Source organism: Robinsoniella peoriensis, assembly GCF_000797495.1.
In the GTDB taxonomy this organism is placed as follows: domain Bacteria; phylum Bacillota; class Clostridia; order Lachnospirales; family Lachnospiraceae; genus Robinsoniella; species Robinsoniella peoriensis.
This window is the reverse complement of the sequence record NZ_JTGN01000013.1, coordinates 87,326-108,349: the sequence shown is the minus strand read 5'-3', so window position 1 is coordinate 108,349 and position 21,024 is coordinate 87,326. Positions and strand designations below refer to the sequence as shown.

Below are 21,024 nucleotides of genomic sequence, written 5' to 3'. Positions count from 1 at the left end.
TTATCCATCATTCTACCAAATGTACTACACTTAATCAAGACAAAAATTCCTTTAGCACCTCCCTTATGACTCGTTCCTGCTCCGCAGGATCCATTTGTTTTAGGATTTCCGTGTTCCGCTCCTTGCTATGCTCACGATCTGCCGCAGTCTCATCTAACCCCTCCTTTATTCTTGCCAGATTCTGTTTTAACTCACGCTTATCTTTTTGCGCCTTACTTTCCAGCGGCCTGACCTGCCGCTTTTTCACCCCTAGTGAAATCGGCGTCTTTTCTTTCTCTTTTACTGACTCTGCCTCTGATACCGGCTCCTGCTTTTTCTCACTCTCCGATAGTGATGATAGGTCCACCTCCTTATAAGCATGTCCTATTCCGGAATTTGCCAGGTAATCTTCCAACTGTACCTGCAAATACCTGTTTTTATATCCAACATCAATCACCGCCTGGGTTCCTAGTAGCAGCAGCAGCGCCGCTCCACCGGCCCATAGATAATTCTGTACAATATTTACTGCGAAGTTTTGTGCACCTGCCAGCAGATATCCTGCTCCGGCTATTCCTAAACATAGAACAAGTGCTGTTCCTCCCATACGGCGCCATTGGTGTAGATTCATGCCAAGGCAATGATACTGATAAATGCTTTTCTTTACAAAAACTGATGTATTGGTTAACCCCTCATTTAACCGTTTACTCGCGACGTATTGCTGTCGTAACCGCTTCATAAACTTTCCTTTCGCTTCTGTGTAGTTTTCTGCATCCCGTATCAGTCTGTCATATAGAATATTTAATACTAGTTGACTGATTACCCCCAAAATACAGATTGCTGCCATTGCGTAAAATAACATGTTTTGTTGTAAGATAGACCTTATCATTGTGATCCCCCTTCACCTTTCTGATTTGTACCGCCATCATATCCCACAAAAAATAATTTGTAAAGTAGAATCGTTCGACAAAAAAACCTCGGAAACGGCTTATTTACGGGGGTTTTTGGAGTTTTGGGGTTCAAGTTAGCCCCTTCAATTTCACTGTGAAATAACTCATTTTTTCATAAGTCAATTTCCTGAAATCCATTTATTTTAGCGGTTCGAAGGCAGTTTGGGGAATGCTTCAGAAATGTTTAAAAAATATTTGAAATGCTTTCTGCAGATTTGCCAAGATATTTTCAAAAAAATTTTGATTCGGTAAAAAATATAATAAAAATTTACTTGCATTGCTTTTGATTTGGGGGAGAGCATGTCCTCTCCCCACCAAAAATCCGAATTAGCCTAATACCTCCATCAGCTTTTTCACAAGATTTACACTGTGCTGTGCAGCTTTTGCCTCAAAAGTAGGATAATCCATTGTTGCGCTATCATCAGATTTATCGGAAATTGCTCTGACAACTGCAAATGGTATCTTATTAAGATATGCGGTCTGGGCAATTGCTGCCCCTTCCATCTCTGTACAATAGGCCTGAAAGTTATCCGTAATCTTATTCTTCACTTCTTTATTACTGATAAACTGATCGCCACTTACTATTCTTCCCCGAAATACCTGAATATCAGGATTTGCTTCCTGGCAGGCTTTTGCTGCGATTTCGGAAATCTCTTTATCTGCTGCAAAAGCAAATACATCCAGCTGAGGGATCTGTCCCAATGGATATCCAAAATTTGTAGCATCCATATCATGATGTACAAGATCTGTAGCAATAACCACATCACCGATCTCAATCCCTGCATTCAGTGATCCTGCTATACCAGTATTTATTACTCTGGTTATATGGAAGACATCCACTAAGATCTGTGTGCAAACCGCCGCATTTACCTTTCCTATTCCACTTCTTACAATAACAACGTTTTGTCCTTTTAAGATACCCTGGCAAAATTCCATACCAGCCTTAACCGTAACTGTTTTATTTTCCATTTCCTTCTTCAGTGCGTCTACTTCTACATCCATCGCTCCAATAATTCCTATGATATTCATCTATTTTCCTCCATTAACTTCACCTGTTTTCTGAAGTTATCTTATCATAACGCACCCGGTTCTGCAACCAATCAGGGATAAGTTCTGCTATATTTAACGCTTACACCCCTATTTTAAGTTTCATATGAACGCTTACCTTCCTATATAATAGGAAGCGCTGGCAAAAGCCACTTCATCCGAAGGCCTGATTTCACGTTTTTCATTAGCTTCCAGCCTCTCTCCATTAAGGAACGTTCCATTCATGGAGTTTAAATCCATAACATAGAATGAACCTTCTTCCTGCCAGATTTTAGCATGAACCCTGCTTACTACCGGAAGATCTATCCGTACATCCACCTTAGACTTCATCTTTCCTATATACAGTGTTTTATCATATAAAAGAATATTCCCTCTTAAATGAGGTTCCATACTGATAAAACATAATTTTTTAAGTTCTTCATCTCCGCAGAGAATTGTAGTTTGTCCAATTTGTTCTTCCTTCTCTGCCTGATACCCCTCCTCTATTTTAGTTTGGCTCCTTAATTTCATATCTGGCCTAAATGCCGCTTCCATGCCGCTAATTACCCCTGCCTCTATATCATTCTCATCTTCTTCCAGAAATTCTGCTATGTTATCTATATCCGAGTTTCCTTTGTTTTGTTTTTCATTTTTGTTGAGTTTCTTCCTATTAATAAAGGAAATGAAATATCCCGCTCCCCCTAACACAGAAAAGACAATGCCTCCCAACAGGGTCATGTCTGCTTCCAAATAACTTCCTGCCGCAAATATCCCTCCTATGATCGCAGCTGTCACAGTAATTATAAAAAAATTTAATTTAAAATTCACCTTGTCCCAAATTTTATGACTGCCTCGAATTTCCCTCCCGGGTTTATTTTTGCCGTCTTCCTTCCTATTATAATAGGAACTTTTATCATGCTTCCCCTTAACTTCATTATTTTTTTTAACTTCTTTAACTTTACGTTCTTTAACCTTTATATCTTTATTTTTTATTTCTTTATTTTTGTCTCTTTTTTGCCCCGACTCTTCTTTTACTTTTCCGTCTTCCTTTTCACCTAAGATTTGTCTCTTTAATTCCGCATCTGTGGTATCTATAAACGGACTTTCCTCAAGTTCCTCCTTTTGGTTCATTTCAGCTTTAACGGACTTAGAAGCCTTTGATGTAAGCTCAGCATTTACATCAGGCTCACCTGGCTGACCGGAGTTACGGGATAACCTTAAATCAGAGGATGTCTGCACCCTGTAAACACTCTGTATAATCTGTTCTATACTAAAATTTTCTTCTGTTGTCTGCCTGTAGATATCATATCCCAGAGATACCGCTCCATGATCGTTATGATCTAATCTCTTAAGTATAAACTCCGCAAGTTCTTTGAATGAGCTTGTAATAGAGCCTTTATAAGAAGGCAGATAACAAAGGCAGGGCTCTTTCGTTTCAATATCCATATAAATATAAGAAGGGTCTAATAATACATGATCCGGTTCCAGCAGGTAAGCCGCAACATTCTCAATGGAAGATTTAACTCCAAGGAGAAGCGTTTTAATGTCATCCATGGTCATAGTACTCTTTTCAAAGATCCGCTCCAACGACTGCTTTGATGTAACTTCATAGTAAAAATAAACTTTTCCGTCCATTTTTTTCATATTGCATTTTAACAGCCCCCGTATATCATTCATGGATAGCATTCGGATCTGATATTCGCTCCCATATATCTGTTCTTCCGGATCCAGAATCAGATAATTATGATTCATATCTCTTTTATAGCTTACCTGCATTATTTTTCCCCCTTATCCAAAAGCCGCTGCAAACCTTTTACTTTGCGTATGGTATCACCCGGACGCTTTAACGTATATTTTTTATTAACACCGATTCTCAGTTCATTTCCCATAAAGTATGAGACTACAAACCCCGGAACCGGAAATAGTCCGCTATAATTTACCGTAATATTCTCTTTCCCCATTGACACGGAACTTTTTAACTTTCTGGTTCCCAAAAGCCTTTCCTTAACCAATGCTCCTGCCCGTGCTTCCACTTCATTGTTATTCTTATTATCTACATTATGAAGGCTGGCATAGAGTGCCGTTTCCAATGCAGCTCCTTCAAGCAATGCTTTATCATGAAGAAAAAAACCCAGATAAATGATTCCAATAAAAACGGGTATTAAGATACTCATCAGCATGGCGGCTTCCACTGTATAGCTTCCTTTCTTCCTTTTCCACAATTTAATACACCTCACCTCCGGCAAATGTCAGCATAATGACATAGCCTAATAATAAAAATGGTATAAATGCAATGGTATGGCTCCTCTTTACCTTCTTAACCACGATTAAAACCATGCTGTACAGGGCAGAAAGAAAGAGCGCAATCAGCAGCAATTGGATATTCCCCCAAATTCCCAAAAATAATCCGCACACTGCAATAACAAATCCATCACCGCTTCCAACAGCTCCCCTTGTCGCCCATCCTACAGCCAAAAAGAATATACCCGGTAAAATACCGCAGACCCAGATAATAACCGGAATTTGCTGATAGGCGAGATTACAGATAACAGCTGCTGCTGCAAAAAGACCAGTTAATACCATTGACACTTCTTTTCGTTTAATATCTAATCCCGCACTGATAATCAGAAATAATAATAAACCTGCTTTATTCATTGCATACCTTTCTTGAATGTGAATCTTTTTCATCAACTTTTTACGTTTATTACGTGAACCTCTAACCAGAACTTTTTTACGTGTACCTTTAAGCCTGGGTCCAGATCACTTCTTACTGCCCGCACCTGGAACAGGGCTGCCAGTCTGGTACCTCAGACATGGGAACCAGTAATATTCCTCTCTTTAACCCGCTGCACCCCAGCGAAGAATGATATTTGTCTCCGGTATCCGTTATATATACCGTATTGCTTCCACCCTGGCACTGTCCGCAAGGATAATATTTACCTCCGGATTCGTTTCTGAGGTGTTCCACAGCATCTTTGTTAACCGGCTTAATGGATAATTTTATGTGGGAGCATTCCGGATCTTTGTGGTAAACCTTACCGTTTACCGTTATCAAAACCAATGCTCCTTCACCCTCAGTGCTGCCATCGCCATTGACACCATCTCTGCCGGTCCACGCTCTTACTCTTCCTCTTGTAGCTATTTTTATTTGTTTCATGGGGAATAAGGTCACCGGATACTTCACCTGATACGTTCCTGCCAAATCGATTATTTGACTTTTTTTCAGGAACGATGACCTTAACAGGCTGAGGCTGCCCCAGTTTTCCTGCAATCTCCCCCTGATTTTCACCTTGTTCTTAGCATAAGCGGCAGACAGTCCACCGGTAATAATATCCGATATGCCTCCCTCCTGCAGATTCCCCGCATTTTTTACATATGCATATACAGCCATTTCACTGCTGGTCTCACATACCGCCCCGGTCAGCCGTACTGATAAATCTACTATCTGTATAAAGTATAAGACAGAAATCATGGCGAACAGAAATAATGGTAATGCCACTGCCGCTTCTATAGTCAGACTTGCCTGCCGTAAGGCAGATAAGGATATTCTTCCGTTGTCATGGATCATTTTATGAATCATTGCCGGGAGAGAGTTCTTTACCTTTCTTTTAATATTTTGGTTTTTGTTTTGGTTTTTATTTTGGTTCTTAATTATGTTTTTATTTTTGTTTTTATGGAATCTGATACAACGAAAGAACATCCTTATCCACCTCACCTTCACCTAATTTCTATTGTTCATCCTGACTTAATAAGAAAAAACACCCTCTGCTTCAAACTTTATGGTTTCTTCTCCAATTCCCAAAAATGCTCCGGATACTCTCATAAACAACGGATTGACCTGCCATTTTGTATCTGCTTTTATCTGTTCGATACAGGCATCTGTCCTGAAGTGTTTGGTACTATCCTCCATTCTTAAATTCGCTTCTATTAAATCAAGTCCCCTCATAGGATACTGCGCCTTCTTCCCCGTAAACAGCAGCATTCTTAAATACTCCCGATAAGTTAAACCCTTTTGGTCCGAACTTCCATCCTCCTGCAAAAGCTCTGTTATCTTTCCCAGGTTTTCCAAAGAAAGTTTCCATGTAGCCGCTGTCTTTTCCAATGCTATCCTGCCCCCTGAAAGCAGGGTGCGCACATCCAAAAGACTCTCCCCATATGCCCATGCCAGCAATAGCGCCATTTTTGTCACTGTCACAAGTCCCGGTACTGCCAATACACCTACAATTGCAGCTGCCAATGCTCCCGCCTGGGTCTGCATTTCCTGATTTGACAACGCATATAAAAAATTACTCCCTTCCCGCAGTAAAAGCAGTCGGTTCACAACACCTTTTAAGTTCTCCTGATCACTCTCTTTCCCGCATAAAATATACTCTATTTGATAATCCAGCGCCCCTTCCTTCTTCTTGGAGGTCATATCAGGAAAATGATCCAACAGATATTCTTGAAACAGAACATCTCCGCTCAATCCATCATGCTTCTTTATAATAGGAAGGTTTCCTTCTTCAAGCTCTCGTCCGGACGGTATTTCTGCTATATTCAATGCTTTCTGAGATAAAGCATCCGGATCTTTAAGAACCAGAGCCAATACTCCCATTTCCTTTATTTTCTTAATGATTTCCAGTGGATTCTCAACCGGTTCCGGTACTTCTTCCGGTTCCGCCGGCAGTTCTAAATCCTCTTTTCCACTATTATTTTCTGCCTCCTGCCTTTCCTGCTCCATTCTATCTTCTTCCTGCCTTTTAAGCTCTTCCAGCTGCTTTCCATTATTTTCATCACTTTCTTCATAAAGCTTTTGAGCTTCCTCCTGTTCCTTTGCTTTATCCGAATCCTTTAATAATTTGTTCAGGACTTCTGTCCCCAGGTTATCCTTCATAAATGTAACTGCCTGTTGGTAAAACGGTTCTCCCTTCTCATCCGTTGCCAATGAAATCCCCTTAATATTACAATCCTCTAATTGCATCTTCAGCGGATCAAAAGTATTGCCTGAAAATCCTTTACCTGGATTGATATTATAGGACATGAAATCCTCCATGCGGAGTCTGACTTTATCCGAATGATATGTACCGCTCCCATAAGCTCCGTCCAAAAATAAAATATCATATTGATTCAGAAGCTTTTTCTCATATTCTCCAAACACAGAAAATAGTCCCATGTTCAAAACTGCTTCTGCTTTCGCTCTTGCACCCTGCACCCTTGCCGATTCAGCCATTGTACAGATCAGAGATAAGAACAGTACACTAACTAAACTTAAGAATACGGTGATTGCTCCCTTTGGTCTGTACCACCCCATTTTATACTCCCCTTTCATCTTATAATCTGAACATAAAACTTCTTTTCAACCGAAATCATAATTACGCTTTAAACACGTTTTAGATTCCATTGCTTTGGCTTGTTATTTTGCTGAAAATACTTTTAACCAGACTGGTTAGTTGTTTTTTAAAGATAATAACGAGACCGATTAAGACCACTAATATTAAAATAATTTCTACAACCCCTATGCCGTCTTCTTCCCGGATAAAATCTCTGACATGACTCATGCTGCTCACCTCCTTTCCCTCATGCAACGCAAAGGTTAAATCTAAGTTATGACGTCAAAAAGACATAACCGCAGGTACCATTAAAATAACCAATACAATCACTAACATCATTCCCATAGGAAGAAGCATTTTCGTTCCGGCTGCCTCACCAAACCGCTTTGCCATCTGTTTTCGCTCATCCATGGAGGCAAGCGCTTCGTTCTGTAAGATTTCCATAAGTCCGTTAGAACCTTTTCTCAAATTCTGAGCAAGCAGTGAGCCCAGTTTTACATATCTGATCTCCTGACATCTGTTTCCGAAGTCTTCATACGCTGCAGCTTCCGACATACCCAACTGCATTTTATGACAGGCTGCTGCCATTTCTTCATAAGCATACCGTTTATGTCTGAAATCCTTACTTTTTTCATATTCTGCTGCAACTTTAGAAAATGCTGCCTTTAATGTTAAACCGGCACCCAGAAGCATGGACAGTTTAAACAATATGTCAGGATAATCCATTGTCATTTGCCGGCTTCTCTCTTCCGCCAATTTATGTAGTTCGGCATCCTTTCCTATATAGACGCAGATTCCGGCCAAAATAGCTGCCACACATAAAATTCCTGCAATCTCTGATGGACTTTTAGACCATTTGACTTTCTTACCATCAACTCGATCCGGGAGTTCCATCTCCTTCTCTGCTGCCCCTTCTTTATTTGCCTGTTCAATTTCCTTCTTTAACTGAACATATAATTCTTCTTCTTTTGTGTAAACAGGCGGCAGCACCCGGGCATAAGTGCAGAATTCTCCTTTTTCACCAAAGCATTCCAGACTTGCGGTTAACTTTACCAGAATCCCTTCTTCCGGAATATCACCGATAATAAATCCCTCTTCATCGATTATCTCAAGTGGCTCAGAAATCCATTCTGCCTGAACCTTTCCTTCCAGAATTGTTTGGGGAAGATACAATTTTTTCCTTACTTCGTCCATAGTATTATTTTCCCCTAATATTAATTTCTCCAGCTTCCCAATTGCCTGGGTTATTAATTCCTGTTTTTGTTCCAAACGGTACTGCTGAGCTCCCAGATCAAAAGATATATCGGATTTATCCTCTAATCCCTCAATTTTTGCCTGAAGGCTTGTTTCCAGATCTCCTTCTCCATATCCCGGACGCTCCAGTATATTGCCTTCTTTTAATATCTGATCCGATTCCGTTAAAATCTGTATTCCCAGAGAACACCCTGTTCCTATAAAAACAATACAAAGCCCCAGTGCCAGCTTTTCCATATAATAATTTTGAATGTCAGCCTTTTTCCCGCAGCTAACAGCCTCCAGATCTTTTTCCACTCTCTTTTGAACGTAAAACCGTCCTTTTTTTGGAAACATTTCGAATATAAAAATACTTATTTTATAAAACGGTATCATGAGCTTTTTAATATAGAAGCTTTCCGGAACTTTAACCGCAGATGCCACTGCAAATAAAATGCCAAATACCGCCAGTAACCCCCAACATAACATCATACGCTACACCTCAATATCCACGATTTTCTTCCCCCACATATAGGCAGCTCCATAGGTTATCAAGCAAAGACTCATAATACAGATCCCGGCAGGATTGTGATACATTACATCTAAGAAACCCGGAGATGCAATCCCTACATAAATTAGTATCATAAAAGGAACACCACTCATTATTTTCTGTTCCAGACGCTTGGCGGACAGACAGGTTTCAATCTCCATTTTTGTTTCTTCTTTTTGGCTGATACATAAAATAGTATTTCGAATAATTGTTATCAGATCACCGCCGGTTCTTTTTGCCGCACTGAATACCTCAGCAAAATTCTCAATTTCCTCAATCCTGCTTCTTTTGGCAAGATCCAGCAAGAGATTTTCTAAAGTATGATTCAGCTTCAGCTGATTTCTGATATGCGTGAATTCCTTCATAATCATATCGTCATTTTCATACACCCGCTCCATATCTCCCAAAGCTTCTTCAAAAGCATTCTCAACGGAATATCCCGCAGACAACGCAGCAGAGACGGCCTGTATCCCAGTCAGAAATTGTTTGCTGAGTTCTTTTTTTCCTGCCAGAATATAGTCCCCTTTCCTTTGCTTCTGAAAAAAAAAGAACCCAGGCAGTAAAACCATAAATGCAAGAAAGGAACGGTAAAACAATATACTGACAGCTCCATCTATTACCCCATAGAGCAGCACCTGGTAAATCCACTGCTTACCCGTAAAATTATACTGGTTATAGTCCATTTCTCATCCTCCTTTTATCTCCTGCATAAAACCGCCAGGCAGCTAATTTTTTCCAATACCTCAAATCTTTTCTCCAGTGTAGACTCCCCGCTGCAGTAATTTTCTGGTATCTGTTAACGCTGCCTTTTTTACAAGCTGACCTGTAATCTTACCCTTTTCTGTTCCGGTCTCTTCAAATTCATACAGTACTTTTGTCATAATTTCCTCCGTCTCATAGCGATAACCCATAATTTCAATGATCTCTAACACTTTTCTGCTTCTATCCCGCATTCTCCCCAGGTGTACCATAATATCAATTCCGGATGCAATCTGCCTGCGGATTGCCGACACCGGAAGCTCAATCCCCAGCAAAACCATTGTTTCTAATCTTGCCAGCATATCCCTGGGGCTGTTCCCATGTCCGGTGCTGAGCGAGCCATCATGTCCGGTATTGAGCGCCTGCAGCATATCAAGCGCCTCTTCTCCACGTACCTCACCTACGATAATCCGATCCGGCCGCATGCGAAGGCTCGATTTAATCAGATCCCTAATGGTTATTTCGTGCTCCCCCTGGGTATTTCCTTTTCGCGCCTCCAGCCTTACCAGATTCTTAACTCCCTGTATCTGGAGTTCCGCATTGTCCTCAATGGTAATAATTCTTTCTTCTTTGGGTATAAAATCAGATAATGCATTTAGAAATGTGGTCTTACCGGACCCGGTTCCGCCACTGATAAAGATGTTGTATCCGGCAATTACCAGCTTCCTTAGAAATTCAGCCGCCTCTTTTGTAACTGCCTTCCAGGCCATTAATTCCCCAATCCGGATAGGACTGGCTGGAAACTGCCGGATGGTAATAATCGGACCATTAATCGCTGCCGGCGGTAAAACAATATTAACTCTGGCACCGTTTTCTAATCTGGCATCTACGATTGGAACAGTTTCATTCACAATACGGTTGCTATTTGCCGCTATTGACTGAACCAGATCCTCAATCTTTCCTTTAGAATAAAAATTCTTATCCCATTTGGAAATTCTGCCGTTTTTCTCAATAAAAATACCATCTGTTCCATTTACCATAACCTCCGTAATCGTATCATCATCGATCAGCTCCTGTAGAATATCCAGCTTCCGGATGGAATTAAACAGTTCCTTTTGCAGTTCTTCCTTTCTTTTCAGGCTTAAGTAAAATTCTCTGCCCGCTTCTATGAGCATTTCATTAATTGTCCCTTTGATTTCTTCATCACTAAGGCTTCCTGCGTTCTCCAGTTTTTCAAGCAGCCGCTTACGAAGGATCCGGAACTGTTCTTGTGCCTCTTTCATCGTTTTCTTCCTCATCAATTAACTTTCTAACATAGTCGCCCAGTTCCCCCCACATAAGCTGTTCCACATAATGATCCCTGGGACCGAAACTGCTGTGAAAAGGCAGTTTCAGCTTTCTCGTACGTTCCAGTATATCTTCGCAGTCCCACATTTTCAGTACTTTTTCAAAGTGATCCAATTTCGCCAGTGATACACTGTCCTCTCTTACCGGCATGTAGATTTTTCTGCATTGCTTCAATAATCGGAAGACATCATCTATCTGTTCCCCGATATCCAGAATGATGGTATCATAGGAACTAAAATTTATAATATCTCCCAATAGCTTCATCCACTCCTCATACTCCACATTTCTAAGATCCATAGGTGAAAAAGCAGGCGGGATATAATCCAGATTATGAATACTCTGTACCATACTGTCTAACTTGTATATAATATTGCCGCTCCCCTGCCTTACAAAAAACATAAGATCCGCTATGTCTGCCGCAAACTCCTTCCCCATAAGTGTTTCAAATCCGGCATAGTCCTCCAGATTTAAATATAATACAGCTCTTTTTTTAGATAAAATCTGCCCCAGAGTCAAAGCAAATGAAGTCTTAAGCGTTCTCTTAACCGGTGAATAAATCCCTATGAGCTCAACATCCTTTTTCAATAACGCCATCGGGTTTACCATTACATTCTGATTTGCATAATACCCCATAACCTCTGCAATTAAATTGTCAGAAGACTGGTATTTGTAGACAGCAGGGTATTCCGCTAATTCCTGTATCAGTTCCCCTTCAGACAGGATCATAATCCGTCCAATATTAAGCGTCTTCACTTCCTCACACATAGCCTGTGCCGAAATTAAAAGCATTTCAATATCATGCTCTTTTGCATAAATACTGAGACTTTTAACATTGGTAAATGCCTGCACCTCGAATGGTGTGTTTTGCTTGATATTCATGTATTCCATTAAGTTATAAGCATACGCTGCTTCCAAATCACATACTGCAAAAATATTTTTCTTCAATAAAAACCTCCCGCGTATAATATAATGCTGATTAATATAGGTACTGAAAAATGCATATGGCTGTCCACATCTTCATCCCTCCGATATGGCTCCCACTTTTTTAAATAAAAATAATTGCTGATATACGCATAGAAATATGCAAGACGGTTCCACAAATTGCGCCGCCATAGAATCAGTATCACTGAAATACCTGCCCCTGCCAGAAAAGCAATAAAGATACAGGTTATGATCTTCGTTGTTCCTAAAAAGCTTCCCAATGCGCAGAATAACTTAATGTCTCCTGCTCCAATCATTCTAAAATAGTATAATGCCCCTAAAACCAGGAGCGGAGTTCCTACACCTCCCAAAAATAAAAGTATTCCCATATATCCTGTATTTAAGGCTTGGAACACTCCGCCTGCTGCCATCCCTGTGAAAGTAAGTAAGTTTGGTATTTTCCCCTTCCAAAAATCCAGAATAACCGCCAATAAGACCAGACATAAAATGCACAGAAACTCCATTTCTTTCATTTCTCACCTCATAAAACATTTCAATTTGTTCATTGGTTCTGTATATTAAATTGTGTGCGCTCCTTCAAGCCAATGTCAGAATACCGCCACCATCGCAAAGCACCCCCTTTATTTATCTACTTCTAATTTGAAATAATTAAAAACTGTTACAAAAAACACAAAGGAAATATAGTCGATCTGACTATGAAAAATAGAATTCTTAAGAAGAAATCATCCCTTTAAATTTAGATGAAGTTGAAATTCTGTAAGAAGTGATTTCATTATATATTACGCTGTTGCATTTGTCAATATTAAGTTGCAATATTTTTTATTTATAGTATTCCATAATAATTATGAGACCTTTTGTTTTTATTGGGTTTCTACCTGCATAATAAAATAGGAAACTCTAATAAAAGAAAGAAGTGCCAGACTCCTCCCAAAAGGAAAGCTCCTGACACTTCCAAACCATTCATTCTACAATTTAAATACTATCTTAGCTGATTATAACTTTTTAAACTTAGCAGTTGTTTTTACCCCACGATCTAACAAATGTTTCTTATAATTCTTCAACTTCTTCGCAGGTACCTTAAACTCTGCCTTACTATAAATATTTGTAAACGCCTTCTTTTGAATGGTTTTCAAATTCTTACTCTTAATCGTAATCTTTTTTAGATTCTTATCATTCATAAATGCATACTTTTCAATACGCTTTACGCTTGATCCGATCACCACAGATTTCAGCTTCTTACAATCCCGGAATGCACTTGGTCCAATATTGGTCACATATTTTCCAATGGTGACACTCTGCAGTTTTTTATTCTTGTAAAATGCCTTCTTTGCAATCTGGGTTACTTTGAATGTATAACCGTTAATCTTAACCGCTGCGGGTATCGTAACCTTCTTAAAAGTTATTTTCGTAGGTTTTACATACATTACGGTTCCATTTTTGCTCGATGATTTTGTAACCTTGTATTTCGCATTACCAATTGTTACTACTGCATTCTTTTTCGGAACCGGTTTAACAACGGGTGCTTTCACAAGGGCCTTGTATGCCTGCTGCAGCATGGACAACGCAGCATCCACGTCCTTTTGTGCTGCATTAGCATTCAGGTTCACCATCTTTGCGTTATTTAATACTTTCAAGTATGCAGACCAGCTTACTGCAGTATAATCGGATGACTTAAGCCCTGCATATGAGTTAATCAGCTTCTGTAATTCTGCCTTATTTACTATCGGCTTTGGATCCTCTTTTACTTTTAAGCCTGCGATTGCAGCTTCCAGTGCTGTTTTAGCCTGATCTACTTCTTCCTGAACTGCTTTTTCGTCTGCCGCTGTCTTCTTTGCATTTTGTAATGCTTTCTTCAGGGCATCCAGGCTTTCTGTCGTATATTTACCGGACAGTTTGCTTTCTGCAAGGGTAATCAGGTTTATGAGTTCTTTCTTATCTGCTGGAACTACCGGATCTTCCCTGATAATCATTGCTTCCTGCAATGCTTTTGCTGCCGCATCAATCTCTTCCTGTGTTACATCTCCTTTGCCCAGCGCATTATCTGCCTGTCCAAGCGCTGTCTGTAACTGACTCCATCCTAGTACTGTATAATCTGCTTCGGACTTTTTCTGAGCTGCTGCAATCAACCCTTCCAGTTCGGAAGTAATAACGCTGTCTGCTGCACCTGTCATGGCCATTACCCGCCATTCAATGATGCCAACTCCATGCAGTCCTCCTGCTTCCACTACCGGCTGCATTGTAATCTTTAATGCCTTAGCCATTACCGGATTTTCCAGATTCAGGGTGTTGTATGCATCCGGTATATTTTCAGAAACCGTATTCATTTCGTACCACTGACCGTCTTCTCCCAGATACTCAAATCTGGACTCTGCCGGAAGAAGAATTCCGCCTCCGTCTGTAAAATAATATACATCAATGCTGTGAATTTCCTGCGCTGTATCCCAGTCATACTGTACCCAGGCTTCTTTGCCTTCCTGACCCCAGTTATGCCATGTCCCATTTGATTTATCCATGGATGAAGCAGGATCATAACCATCTTTCATTGTGTCTGCACCGCCTAAATCATTCGGGCTGTTGATATTGGCGGACACGGCAGCCTCCGGTGCGATATTCATAATTTCCTGTGTCTGTTCTGCTGCCTGCAATTCATTAACTGCATTATAAAGTGCGTCAAAGGTTGCATTGATTTCTTCCTGTGTCAGACCTCCCTGGTTGACCAAATTCTGTGCATTTGCAAGCGCTTCCGCAAATACTGCCCAGCTTTCTGCTGTGTATCTGCCTTTTGCTTTTGTATTGGCGATATCCAGGATGTTTCTAAGGTTTTTCTTGTTGACTCCCTGAGAACTTACCAGTTCACCGGAAACCTTCCATTCGATGATACCAATTGCCGAATTTTCATCCTGTGGCTGTAAGGTCACCCTAATTGCTGCTGCCAGAACCGGTTTTTTCAATGTGATCGTATTATACTGGTTCTCTTTCATTTCAGTTATTTTTTCTGCCTCAGTCCAGACTCCTTCATCATTCAGATACTCTACCAGAGCTTCTTTTGGCAGCTTAACCTTTCCGCCGTCCTGATAATAATAAATGTCTGTACTGTCAATCCTTACCAGCTCTTCAAAATCATACTGAACCCAGGCTTCCCTGCCTTCTTCTCCCGTGCTGTCCCATACGCCATTTGAAGAATCTGAGGAATTTACCGGATCAATACCATCCTTTACAGCCTGTACTTTATTTACACTTGCAGAAACTTCTGCCTGCGGTGCGAGATTAGCACTTACTGCTCCCGGCATAATCTCTAAAGCATCCTTTGCTTCCTGGAGTTTTGTTAACAATGCGTCCACATCATCCTGTACGGCCGTTTCATCTGACAGCATATTTTCTGCTTCTTCCAGAACATCCGCAAATGTGCTCCACGTCTCTGCAGTATAGTAATAAGCTGCTTTTGTTTCAGCCAGTTCAACGGCTTTCTTTAACTCTGTCATATCTACAGCGGGTTCCGTATCAACCTGATATCCGTAAACCTTCCACTCAATCACACCGCATCCCAGTTTCTCCGGCGTCATAGTCATTCGGATTGCTTTTGTCATTACCGGATCAAAGGTTGTCTTATTGTATTTATTAGTTGCCACGCCCAGACCGTCTGTACCGGTAAATGCCTGCCAGTCTCCGCCGCTTCCCAGATACTCGTATTTTACACTTACCGGACAGAAGTTGCCGCCGCCGTCTTTGAAGTAATAGGCATCTGATGCCGTAATCATGATTTCTTTCTCCCAGGTATACTGTACCCAGGCCTCCCCGCCCTGGTTGCCTAACCAGTTATGCCAAACTCCATGGCTGGTATCCATTGAAGAGGAAGGTTCAAATCCATCATTTAATCCGGCCACGCCGCCCAGATCATTTACGGAGTTAATAATCGCCGTTGGTTTTGCCAGGGATGCCAGATTGGTTTCTTCTCCATCCATAACAAATACCGATGCCTGAACAGGGTGGTCCATGCCTTCTACCGTTCCGTTTACTTTAAAGCTGCCAGCTTTTCCATATTTATCTTCGGAAACGGCTTCCCATATTACTTTAGAATCTTTATAGATTCCATTGTCATACAGCACACGCAATGTTTCCGGTAATTCCGGTGCTTTTCCCACAACTGTTACGTAGCTTCCCACTTCTGCGGAAACCGGTTTTGCATCTTCCTCCGGTGCATATGCATCCGCTAATTCTTCTGCTGTCATAGCTGCAGATTTTACTGTAAAGTTATCTACAAGACCATTTAAGAATGCCGACTGTTTATTCTCGGATCTTCCAATATAGTTCATCTGCACATCACCCAGATCAGCCAGGGTGAATCCACAGTCTTCTAATGTATATACCGCTTCACCATCTACATATAAGATAAGTGTCTGATTCTCCATTGTCAATGCAATATTCTTCCAGAATCCTGTACCCAGTTTGATTCCGGTCTTGTATTCTGCCGTTTTATTTGTCTTAGTATCCGTGATACCTAATACTAATTCATTCTTGCCTTCAAAGGAAACATACATACGTTTTCCGTCAGTATCTCCAAAATGGAATATGCGCGCACCGCTTCCCTGTACCGCATTTAGCTTGACGTCTGCCAGAATTGTGCAGTCCGTCACATTCTTTGTTAAAGAAGACGGCATCTTCACATATCCGCAGTAGGTACCGGTAAAGTTAACAGCATTTCCTTCTTTGCCTTCTGCCACTGCCGGCTTGCTGACCGCTGCCGCATCATTTCCTGCTGACGAAGAATCTTTTACTACTCTTTTTAATACATCCACTTCTTCAAATTCATAATTAGCCAAAACTTCCGGTAACTTTTCATCCTCTTTTACAACGAGGGTTAAAGTATCTTCTGCACTTAAAGCACCGTCACTTACTGATAACTTCAACTGATATGTTCCTGCTTTATCTACGGAAATGCCGGAAATTAACTTATCGGGATTTGCAATGGTAACGTTAGCCCCTTCCGGTTTCGAGGTTACTTCCCATAAGCTGGTGAGCGTCATGTTTGGATATCCGTCATCCTTTGCAGCGCCTTCCAATCGGTAAGTATCTGATAAATACACATTTAAGTCTTTCCCTGCATCCACAGCCGGAGCTGTATTTTCCAACGGTTCTCCTTCTTCAATCACAACGCTTGCTGTCTCTGCCGCCGGAAGCGGAACGGATACAACAGTTGTTTCCTCTCCAATATACTGGAAACTGCCTGTTACATTGCCATTTACCTTAATCTGATAAGATCCCGGTTTTAATCCCGTAAATTCAATGTCAGATTTATGCTCGGAAACTTCCAGGTTTCTGACATTTAATTCAACGTAATTACTGTCCTTACTTACCTTGGCCCGGGTATACTGATCTCTGTCAAGCTCAATAGAGAGTTTCTGGTTGATAAAGTTCAGTCTGGTATAAACTCCGTCTAACGGTGTCACCTGATAGAAACCGCCCTCTTCACTTACTTCGCAGCCATATCCGAATAATCCAAAGATATTGTCCGTTGAAACATCAGAAGACAGAATACGCAGTGCACCAAACAATCCTGTGTCTGCTTCACCGGACATCTGACGCCATCCGTTATGAATACTTCCGCCGCCTGTTCCCTGTCCGCCGGAATTGCCAAGTTCAGACTGGTATGTCCATGATACGGTGCCGATATTTTCCGGGTCTGCATCGATCTGTCCTGAATTTATACAGGTAAGATTTGCAAGTTTTCCTGCATAGTTCACACGGGCTGCATCTGCCATCTCAGTTTCTGTCAGGCCGTTGTCCTGAAGTCTCAGCCAGTCATCCATACAATAGCCGGCTAATGATGCCGTATACTGGAAGTTCCACCAGTTCTCACCGCAGATAGTAGTAGGATTTCCATAGTGGTACCAGATAGGCTGCAGTCCGCGGCAAGCCCTGGTCTTCAAGTCAATCTTGCCCATCATATCCGTATTGTCATTTAATTTCGCAAGGGTATATACCGCTTCTTCACCGGTATTATCATACGCATACTCGGAACCGTATGGATATTTATTTCCTTTGAAGTTGCTGTACTTTTCATCCATGATTTCGGTCACTTGTGCAGCCTCATCATAATACCCCTCTGATTCTAATGCTGCAATAATATCCGGTGTTGTGGATTCACCCATCAGTCCGGTATCCCAGTTATAAGATACTCCTTTACTATATAACGCCTTTAATATATTTGCGGCGCGCAGCAGATATGTTCCCTTATCTTCCGCATAATCAATCATATCGGGATATTTCTCTGCGATCTTATACATAGAGAAATATGTATTGTATACATGGGGATACGCATAACCACGGTATATTCCCTGTCCGGTATTATTTGGTTCATTATCCAGCCAGTCATTTACCATGTAATCTTCCTGGTGCTCTTTCATCAGCCCATTCCAGATAAAGGTATCCAGATACTCATCCACTGCCGTAATCTGTTCTTTAACCGGCTGGTAAACATTCTTTTCCGCCAGATATTCACCATGGGTGAATCCCCAGTCATCGCCCCAGCCAAAGTATCCTTCGTATACACCGCGGACAGACTTTGTATCCATCATCCAGTCATCAAATATCTTGTCATAGATTTCACCAGGTGCGTTGACCTGAGTTTTCTCTGTTACAAAATCAGCATGCAGTTCCAGTGCATCCTCCACGCTGTCCATCGCATAGAACTGCAGGGTTGTCTGCTTACCATCATCATATGTGATCTCAACATGGTTTGCACCAAGGCAGGAAAGCTGCAAGTTGTAAATGTGATACTGCTCTCCATCCTGTGTAACGGTTTCCAGATATTCTACTTTTGTTCCCTCTTCTTTGGTACATTCCTGCTTATTGGAAACTGATTTCTGAAGCCCTTCATAAAGACCGGTATCATGAGAACAATTTACCTGAATGTCCTGAATCTGATCTTTTCCATAGGAAGTATGCAGATAGAATTTAGCGGGCATATTAACGGAAAATGCCATACTTGGAACTGCTACCGCATCAATAATGCCTTCCTCATAAAGCTTTGTTTTCATATCCTGCTCATCATCTACACCTGTAAATTTAAACGTATATGTTTTACTCTCTCCGGGTGCCAGCGTCAGAGACGTGTTTTCCAGATAACTGCTTCCTGTAGACTTGATAACATCAGAATGAATATAGAATACATTCAATCCATTTGCCCAGCCGCCCTGGTCCTGTGCCCAGACAGAGCCTGCATGTCCATTGTTGATTCTCCAGTGATCCTGATACTCAAATCCTGCCCCGGTAGAAGTATCCGGTGTAAATAACAGGAACTTACCCTGACCGCTTGGCCTGCTTGCATAGATATAGCTGGAATCCTGTCCTACAAAAGAATGATCCACTACTGAAGTTTCATAAACCTGCGTTCCTCCCGGCCAGAACTCACTGAATGGCATTGGCACGCCGAAGTCGCCGATGATCAGATTCTTATCTTTGGTATTGGTGACTGTCATGGACCATACGATCTGATTATCCACTAATTCATAAGTCTCAACCAGCTTGAAGTCCTTAATGCCCTTATCTTCTTTAGCATCTTCATAGGTAACTTCTACTTTATTTCCTTTTAACTCAATCTTTCTCGTTTTGCTGCCATTATCCGAGGCACTGGTCATAGATTCTGTCCAGGTATCCTCACCCTCCCATTTGGTCTGGAACATTAATTCGCCCATCCACTGATGTTCTTTGGAGGCTCCCTGGGTTGGTGCATATTCTGCATTTAATACATAGTTGGTATCATATAGGTCTCCCTGAATTTTAAGCTCATCAATGTGTCCGTATTTACCGATCTTCAGATAAAAATAGTCATTGGAAAGCTCTACTTCACCGCTTGGCTTTTCTGCATTTCCCAAAACCTTCCACTCCTTGATTCCAACGGCATGGTTTTCGGGTGTTCCGTATCCCTGCGGCGTCATAGTCAGTTTCAGCTGATTCGTCTTAATCGGCTGGTCAAAGGTGACTACGTTATACGCATCCAGTTTATTTTCAGTGACAACGGCTGCTTCTGCCCAATCTCCAGCTGCGGCATCCCAGTATTCCACTACCGTCTTCTCCGGCGCAAGGATTCCTCCATTATCTGTAAAATAGTATATTTCGGTGCTGTCAATCACAGCTTCTTTCTGCCAGGTGTACTGCACATATGCCATCTGTCCTTCATTTGTCCAGCTGTGCCAGACCAGCCCGTCTCCCGCACCTGCAGATGCTGCCGGTTCTGCTTCATCATTCAGAGCATCTATGCCGCCCAGATCCTCGGGACGGTTAATGCTTGCAGATGCCTCTGCTCTTGGCGCAATATTAAATGGCATCACCTTACCATATGCTTCCCATTCAATAACGCCGACTCCATTTTCATCAGCTTTCTGTTTTTCTATGGTCACTCTCAGACCTTTTGTCTTCACTGTATCAAATGTTGTAATATTGAACCCATCCGCCCTGCATCCAAGACCCTTTGCGTTTCCAACTTCTACAAAGTTACCATCCGCATCCATGTATTCATATTTACAGGATTTCGGAATTTTAATACCACCGGAATCAGGTTCGTCCCCGTCATACCAGAAATAAACTCCGCTGCTGTTTAGTTCCACTTCATTTTCCCAGGTATATGTCAATGTTTCACTGGCAGGTTTAGCCGGATTCCCCCAGGAACCATAACATGCACCGGTTTCTTCTTTTCCTGTCCCGGAAGTCTTTGATACTTTTCCGTCATTTACAGCAGTAAGGGTTTCCCAGCCTGATACATAACTGGTGGAAACATCTGCGCTCCCTGCTACATTATTAGGTCTTTCCCCATCCGGTGCTATAAAAAATTCATCTGTTTCTGCGGCTTTCTCTGCTGCATATACCGTATCTGTCCCTGTCAGACCCGGCAGAGGTACAGATGTTATCATCAGCGCCATTGCCAATGCCGATGCAGTTACCTTAACAGCCCCATTCACCAATCGTTTCTTTTTCATTTGCGAACCTCCTCGTT

14 protein-coding genes are annotated in these 21,024 nt (G+C 41.5%); all 14 read right to left on the bottom strand.

Annotation, left to right across the window (positions count from 1 at the left end):
• Window positions 1-34: 34 nt before the first annotated feature.
• The gene (locus QR40_RS23080) at window positions 35-865 is read right to left on the bottom strand and encodes a hypothetical protein (protein ID WP_138003120.1); all 831 of its coding nucleotides are present in this window, start codon (window positions 863-865) and stop codon (window positions 35-37) included.
• A gap of 388 nt (window positions 866-1,253) precedes the next feature.
• A complete protein-coding gene (locus QR40_RS23075; protein WP_027295313.1) occupies window positions 1,254-1,955 on the bottom strand; it encodes a 5'-methylthioadenosine/adenosylhomocysteine nucleosidase in 702 nt (233 codons plus the stop codon).
• 132 nt (window positions 1,956-2,087) lie between these two features.
• A complete protein-coding gene (locus QR40_RS23070) occupies window positions 2,088-3,728 on the bottom strand; it encodes a DUF6382 domain-containing protein (RefSeq protein ID WP_044296933.1) in 1,641 nt (546 codons plus the stop codon).
• A complete protein-coding gene (locus tag QR40_RS23065) occupies window positions 3,728-4,174 on the bottom strand; it encodes a TadE/TadG family type IV pilus assembly protein (RefSeq protein WP_052431019.1) in 447 nt (148 codons plus the stop codon). Before QR40_RS23065 ends, QR40_RS23070 begins: the two co-directional genes overlap by 1 nt.
• A gap of 1 nt (window position 4,175) precedes the next feature.
• Window positions 4,176-4,607: a prepilin peptidase gene (locus QR40_RS23060; protein ID WP_160295862.1), complete on the bottom strand. Its 432-nt coding sequence runs from the start codon at window positions 4,605-4,607 to the stop codon at window positions 4,176-4,178.
• A 112-nt stretch (window positions 4,608-4,719) separates the two neighbouring features.
• Window positions 4,720-5,532: a hypothetical protein gene (locus tag QR40_RS30235; RefSeq protein WP_152614265.1), complete on the bottom strand. Its 813-nt coding sequence runs from the start codon at window positions 5,530-5,532 to the stop codon at window positions 4,720-4,722.
• A 165-nt stretch (window positions 5,533-5,697) separates the two neighbouring features.
• Window positions 5,698-7,242: a DUF5702 domain-containing protein gene (locus QR40_RS23050; RefSeq protein ID WP_044296929.1), complete on the bottom strand. Its 1,545-nt coding sequence runs from the start codon at window positions 7,240-7,242 to the stop codon at window positions 5,698-5,700.
• Between the two features lie 79 nt (window positions 7,243-7,321).
• Window positions 7,322-7,489 (bottom strand): Flp1 family type IVb pilin, encoded by a 168-nt coding sequence (locus QR40_RS23045; protein ID WP_027295317.1) that lies wholly within the window; start codon window positions 7,487-7,489, stop codon window positions 7,322-7,324.
• Window positions 7,490-7,543: 54 nt separating this feature from the next.
• A complete protein-coding gene (locus QR40_RS23040) occupies window positions 7,544-8,986 on the bottom strand; it encodes a type II secretion system F family protein (protein WP_044296928.1) in 1,443 nt (480 codons plus the stop codon).
• A 3-nt stretch (window positions 8,987-8,989) separates the two neighbouring features.
• Entirely contained in the window at window positions 8,990-9,727 is a 738-nt protein-coding gene (locus QR40_RS23035; protein WP_027295319.1) for a type II secretion system F family protein, read from the bottom strand.
• Between the two features lie 60 nt (window positions 9,728-9,787).
• Window positions 9,788-11,026, bottom strand: coding sequence for a CpaF family protein (locus tag QR40_RS23030; protein WP_027295320.1), 1,239 nt, complete (start codon window positions 11,024-11,026; stop codon window positions 9,788-9,790).
• Complete coding sequence (locus QR40_RS23025) at window positions 10,989-12,035, bottom strand: P-loop NTPase family protein (RefSeq protein WP_052431017.1); 1,047 nt, start codon at window positions 12,033-12,035, stop codon at window positions 10,989-10,991. The genes QR40_RS23030 and QR40_RS23025 overlap by 38 nt, the downstream gene beginning before the upstream one ends.
• Window positions 12,032-12,544 (bottom strand): A24 family peptidase, encoded by a 513-nt coding sequence (locus tag QR40_RS23020; RefSeq protein WP_052431016.1) that lies wholly within the window; start codon window positions 12,542-12,544, stop codon window positions 12,032-12,034. Before QR40_RS23020 ends, QR40_RS23025 begins: the two co-directional genes overlap by 4 nt.
• Window positions 12,545-13,024: 480 nt before the next feature.
• Window positions 13,025-21,007 (bottom strand): DUF5695 domain-containing protein, encoded by a 7,983-nt coding sequence (locus QR40_RS30230; RefSeq protein ID WP_052431015.1) that lies wholly within the window; start codon window positions 21,005-21,007, stop codon window positions 13,025-13,027.
• Window positions 21,008-21,024 lie beyond the last annotated feature (17 nt).

Bases quoted from the DNA above. Each gene is read 5' to 3' on its own strand.
- QR40_RS23050 (WP_044296929.1), bottom strand. From the start codon at position 7,242: ATGGGGTGGTACAGACCAAAGGGAGCAATCACCGTATTCTTAAGTTTA.
- QR40_RS23075 (WP_027295313.1), bottom strand. From the start codon at position 1,955: ATGAATATCATAGGAATTATTGGAGCGATGGATGTAGAAGTAGACGCA.
- QR40_RS30235 (WP_152614265.1), bottom strand. From the start codon at position 5,532: ATGATTCATAAAATGATCCATGACAACGGAAGAATATCCTTATCTGCC.
- QR40_RS23035 (WP_027295319.1), bottom strand. From the start codon at position 9,727: ATGGACTATAACCAGTATAATTTTACGGGTAAGCAGTGGATTTACCAG.
- QR40_RS23045 (WP_027295317.1), bottom strand. From the start codon at position 7,489: ATGAGTCATGTCAGAGATTTTATCCGGGAAGAAGACGGCATAGGGGTT.
- QR40_RS23020 (WP_052431016.1), bottom strand. From the start codon at position 12,544: ATGAAAGAAATGGAGTTTCTGTGCATTTTATGTCTGGTCTTATTGGCG.
- QR40_RS23060 (WP_160295862.1), bottom strand. From the start codon at position 4,607: ATGAATAAAGCAGGTTTATTATTATTTCTGATTATCAGTGCGGGATTA.
- QR40_RS23080 (WP_138003120.1), bottom strand. From the start codon at position 865: ATGATAAGGTCTATCTTACAACAAAACATGTTATTTTACGCAATGGCA.
- QR40_RS23040 (WP_044296928.1), bottom strand. From the start codon at position 8,986: ATGATGTTATGTTGGGGGTTACTGGCGGTATTTGGCATTTTATTTGCA.
- QR40_RS23070 (WP_044296933.1), bottom strand. From the start codon at position 3,728: ATGCAGGTAAGCTATAAAAGAGATATGAATCATAATTATCTGATTCTG.
- QR40_RS30230 (WP_052431015.1), bottom strand. From the start codon at position 21,007: ATGAAAAAGAAACGATTGGTGAATGGGGCTGTTAAGGTAACTGCATCG.
- QR40_RS23030 (WP_027295320.1), bottom strand. From the start codon at position 11,026: ATGAAAGAGGCACAAGAACAGTTCCGGATCCTTCGTAAGCGGCTGCTT.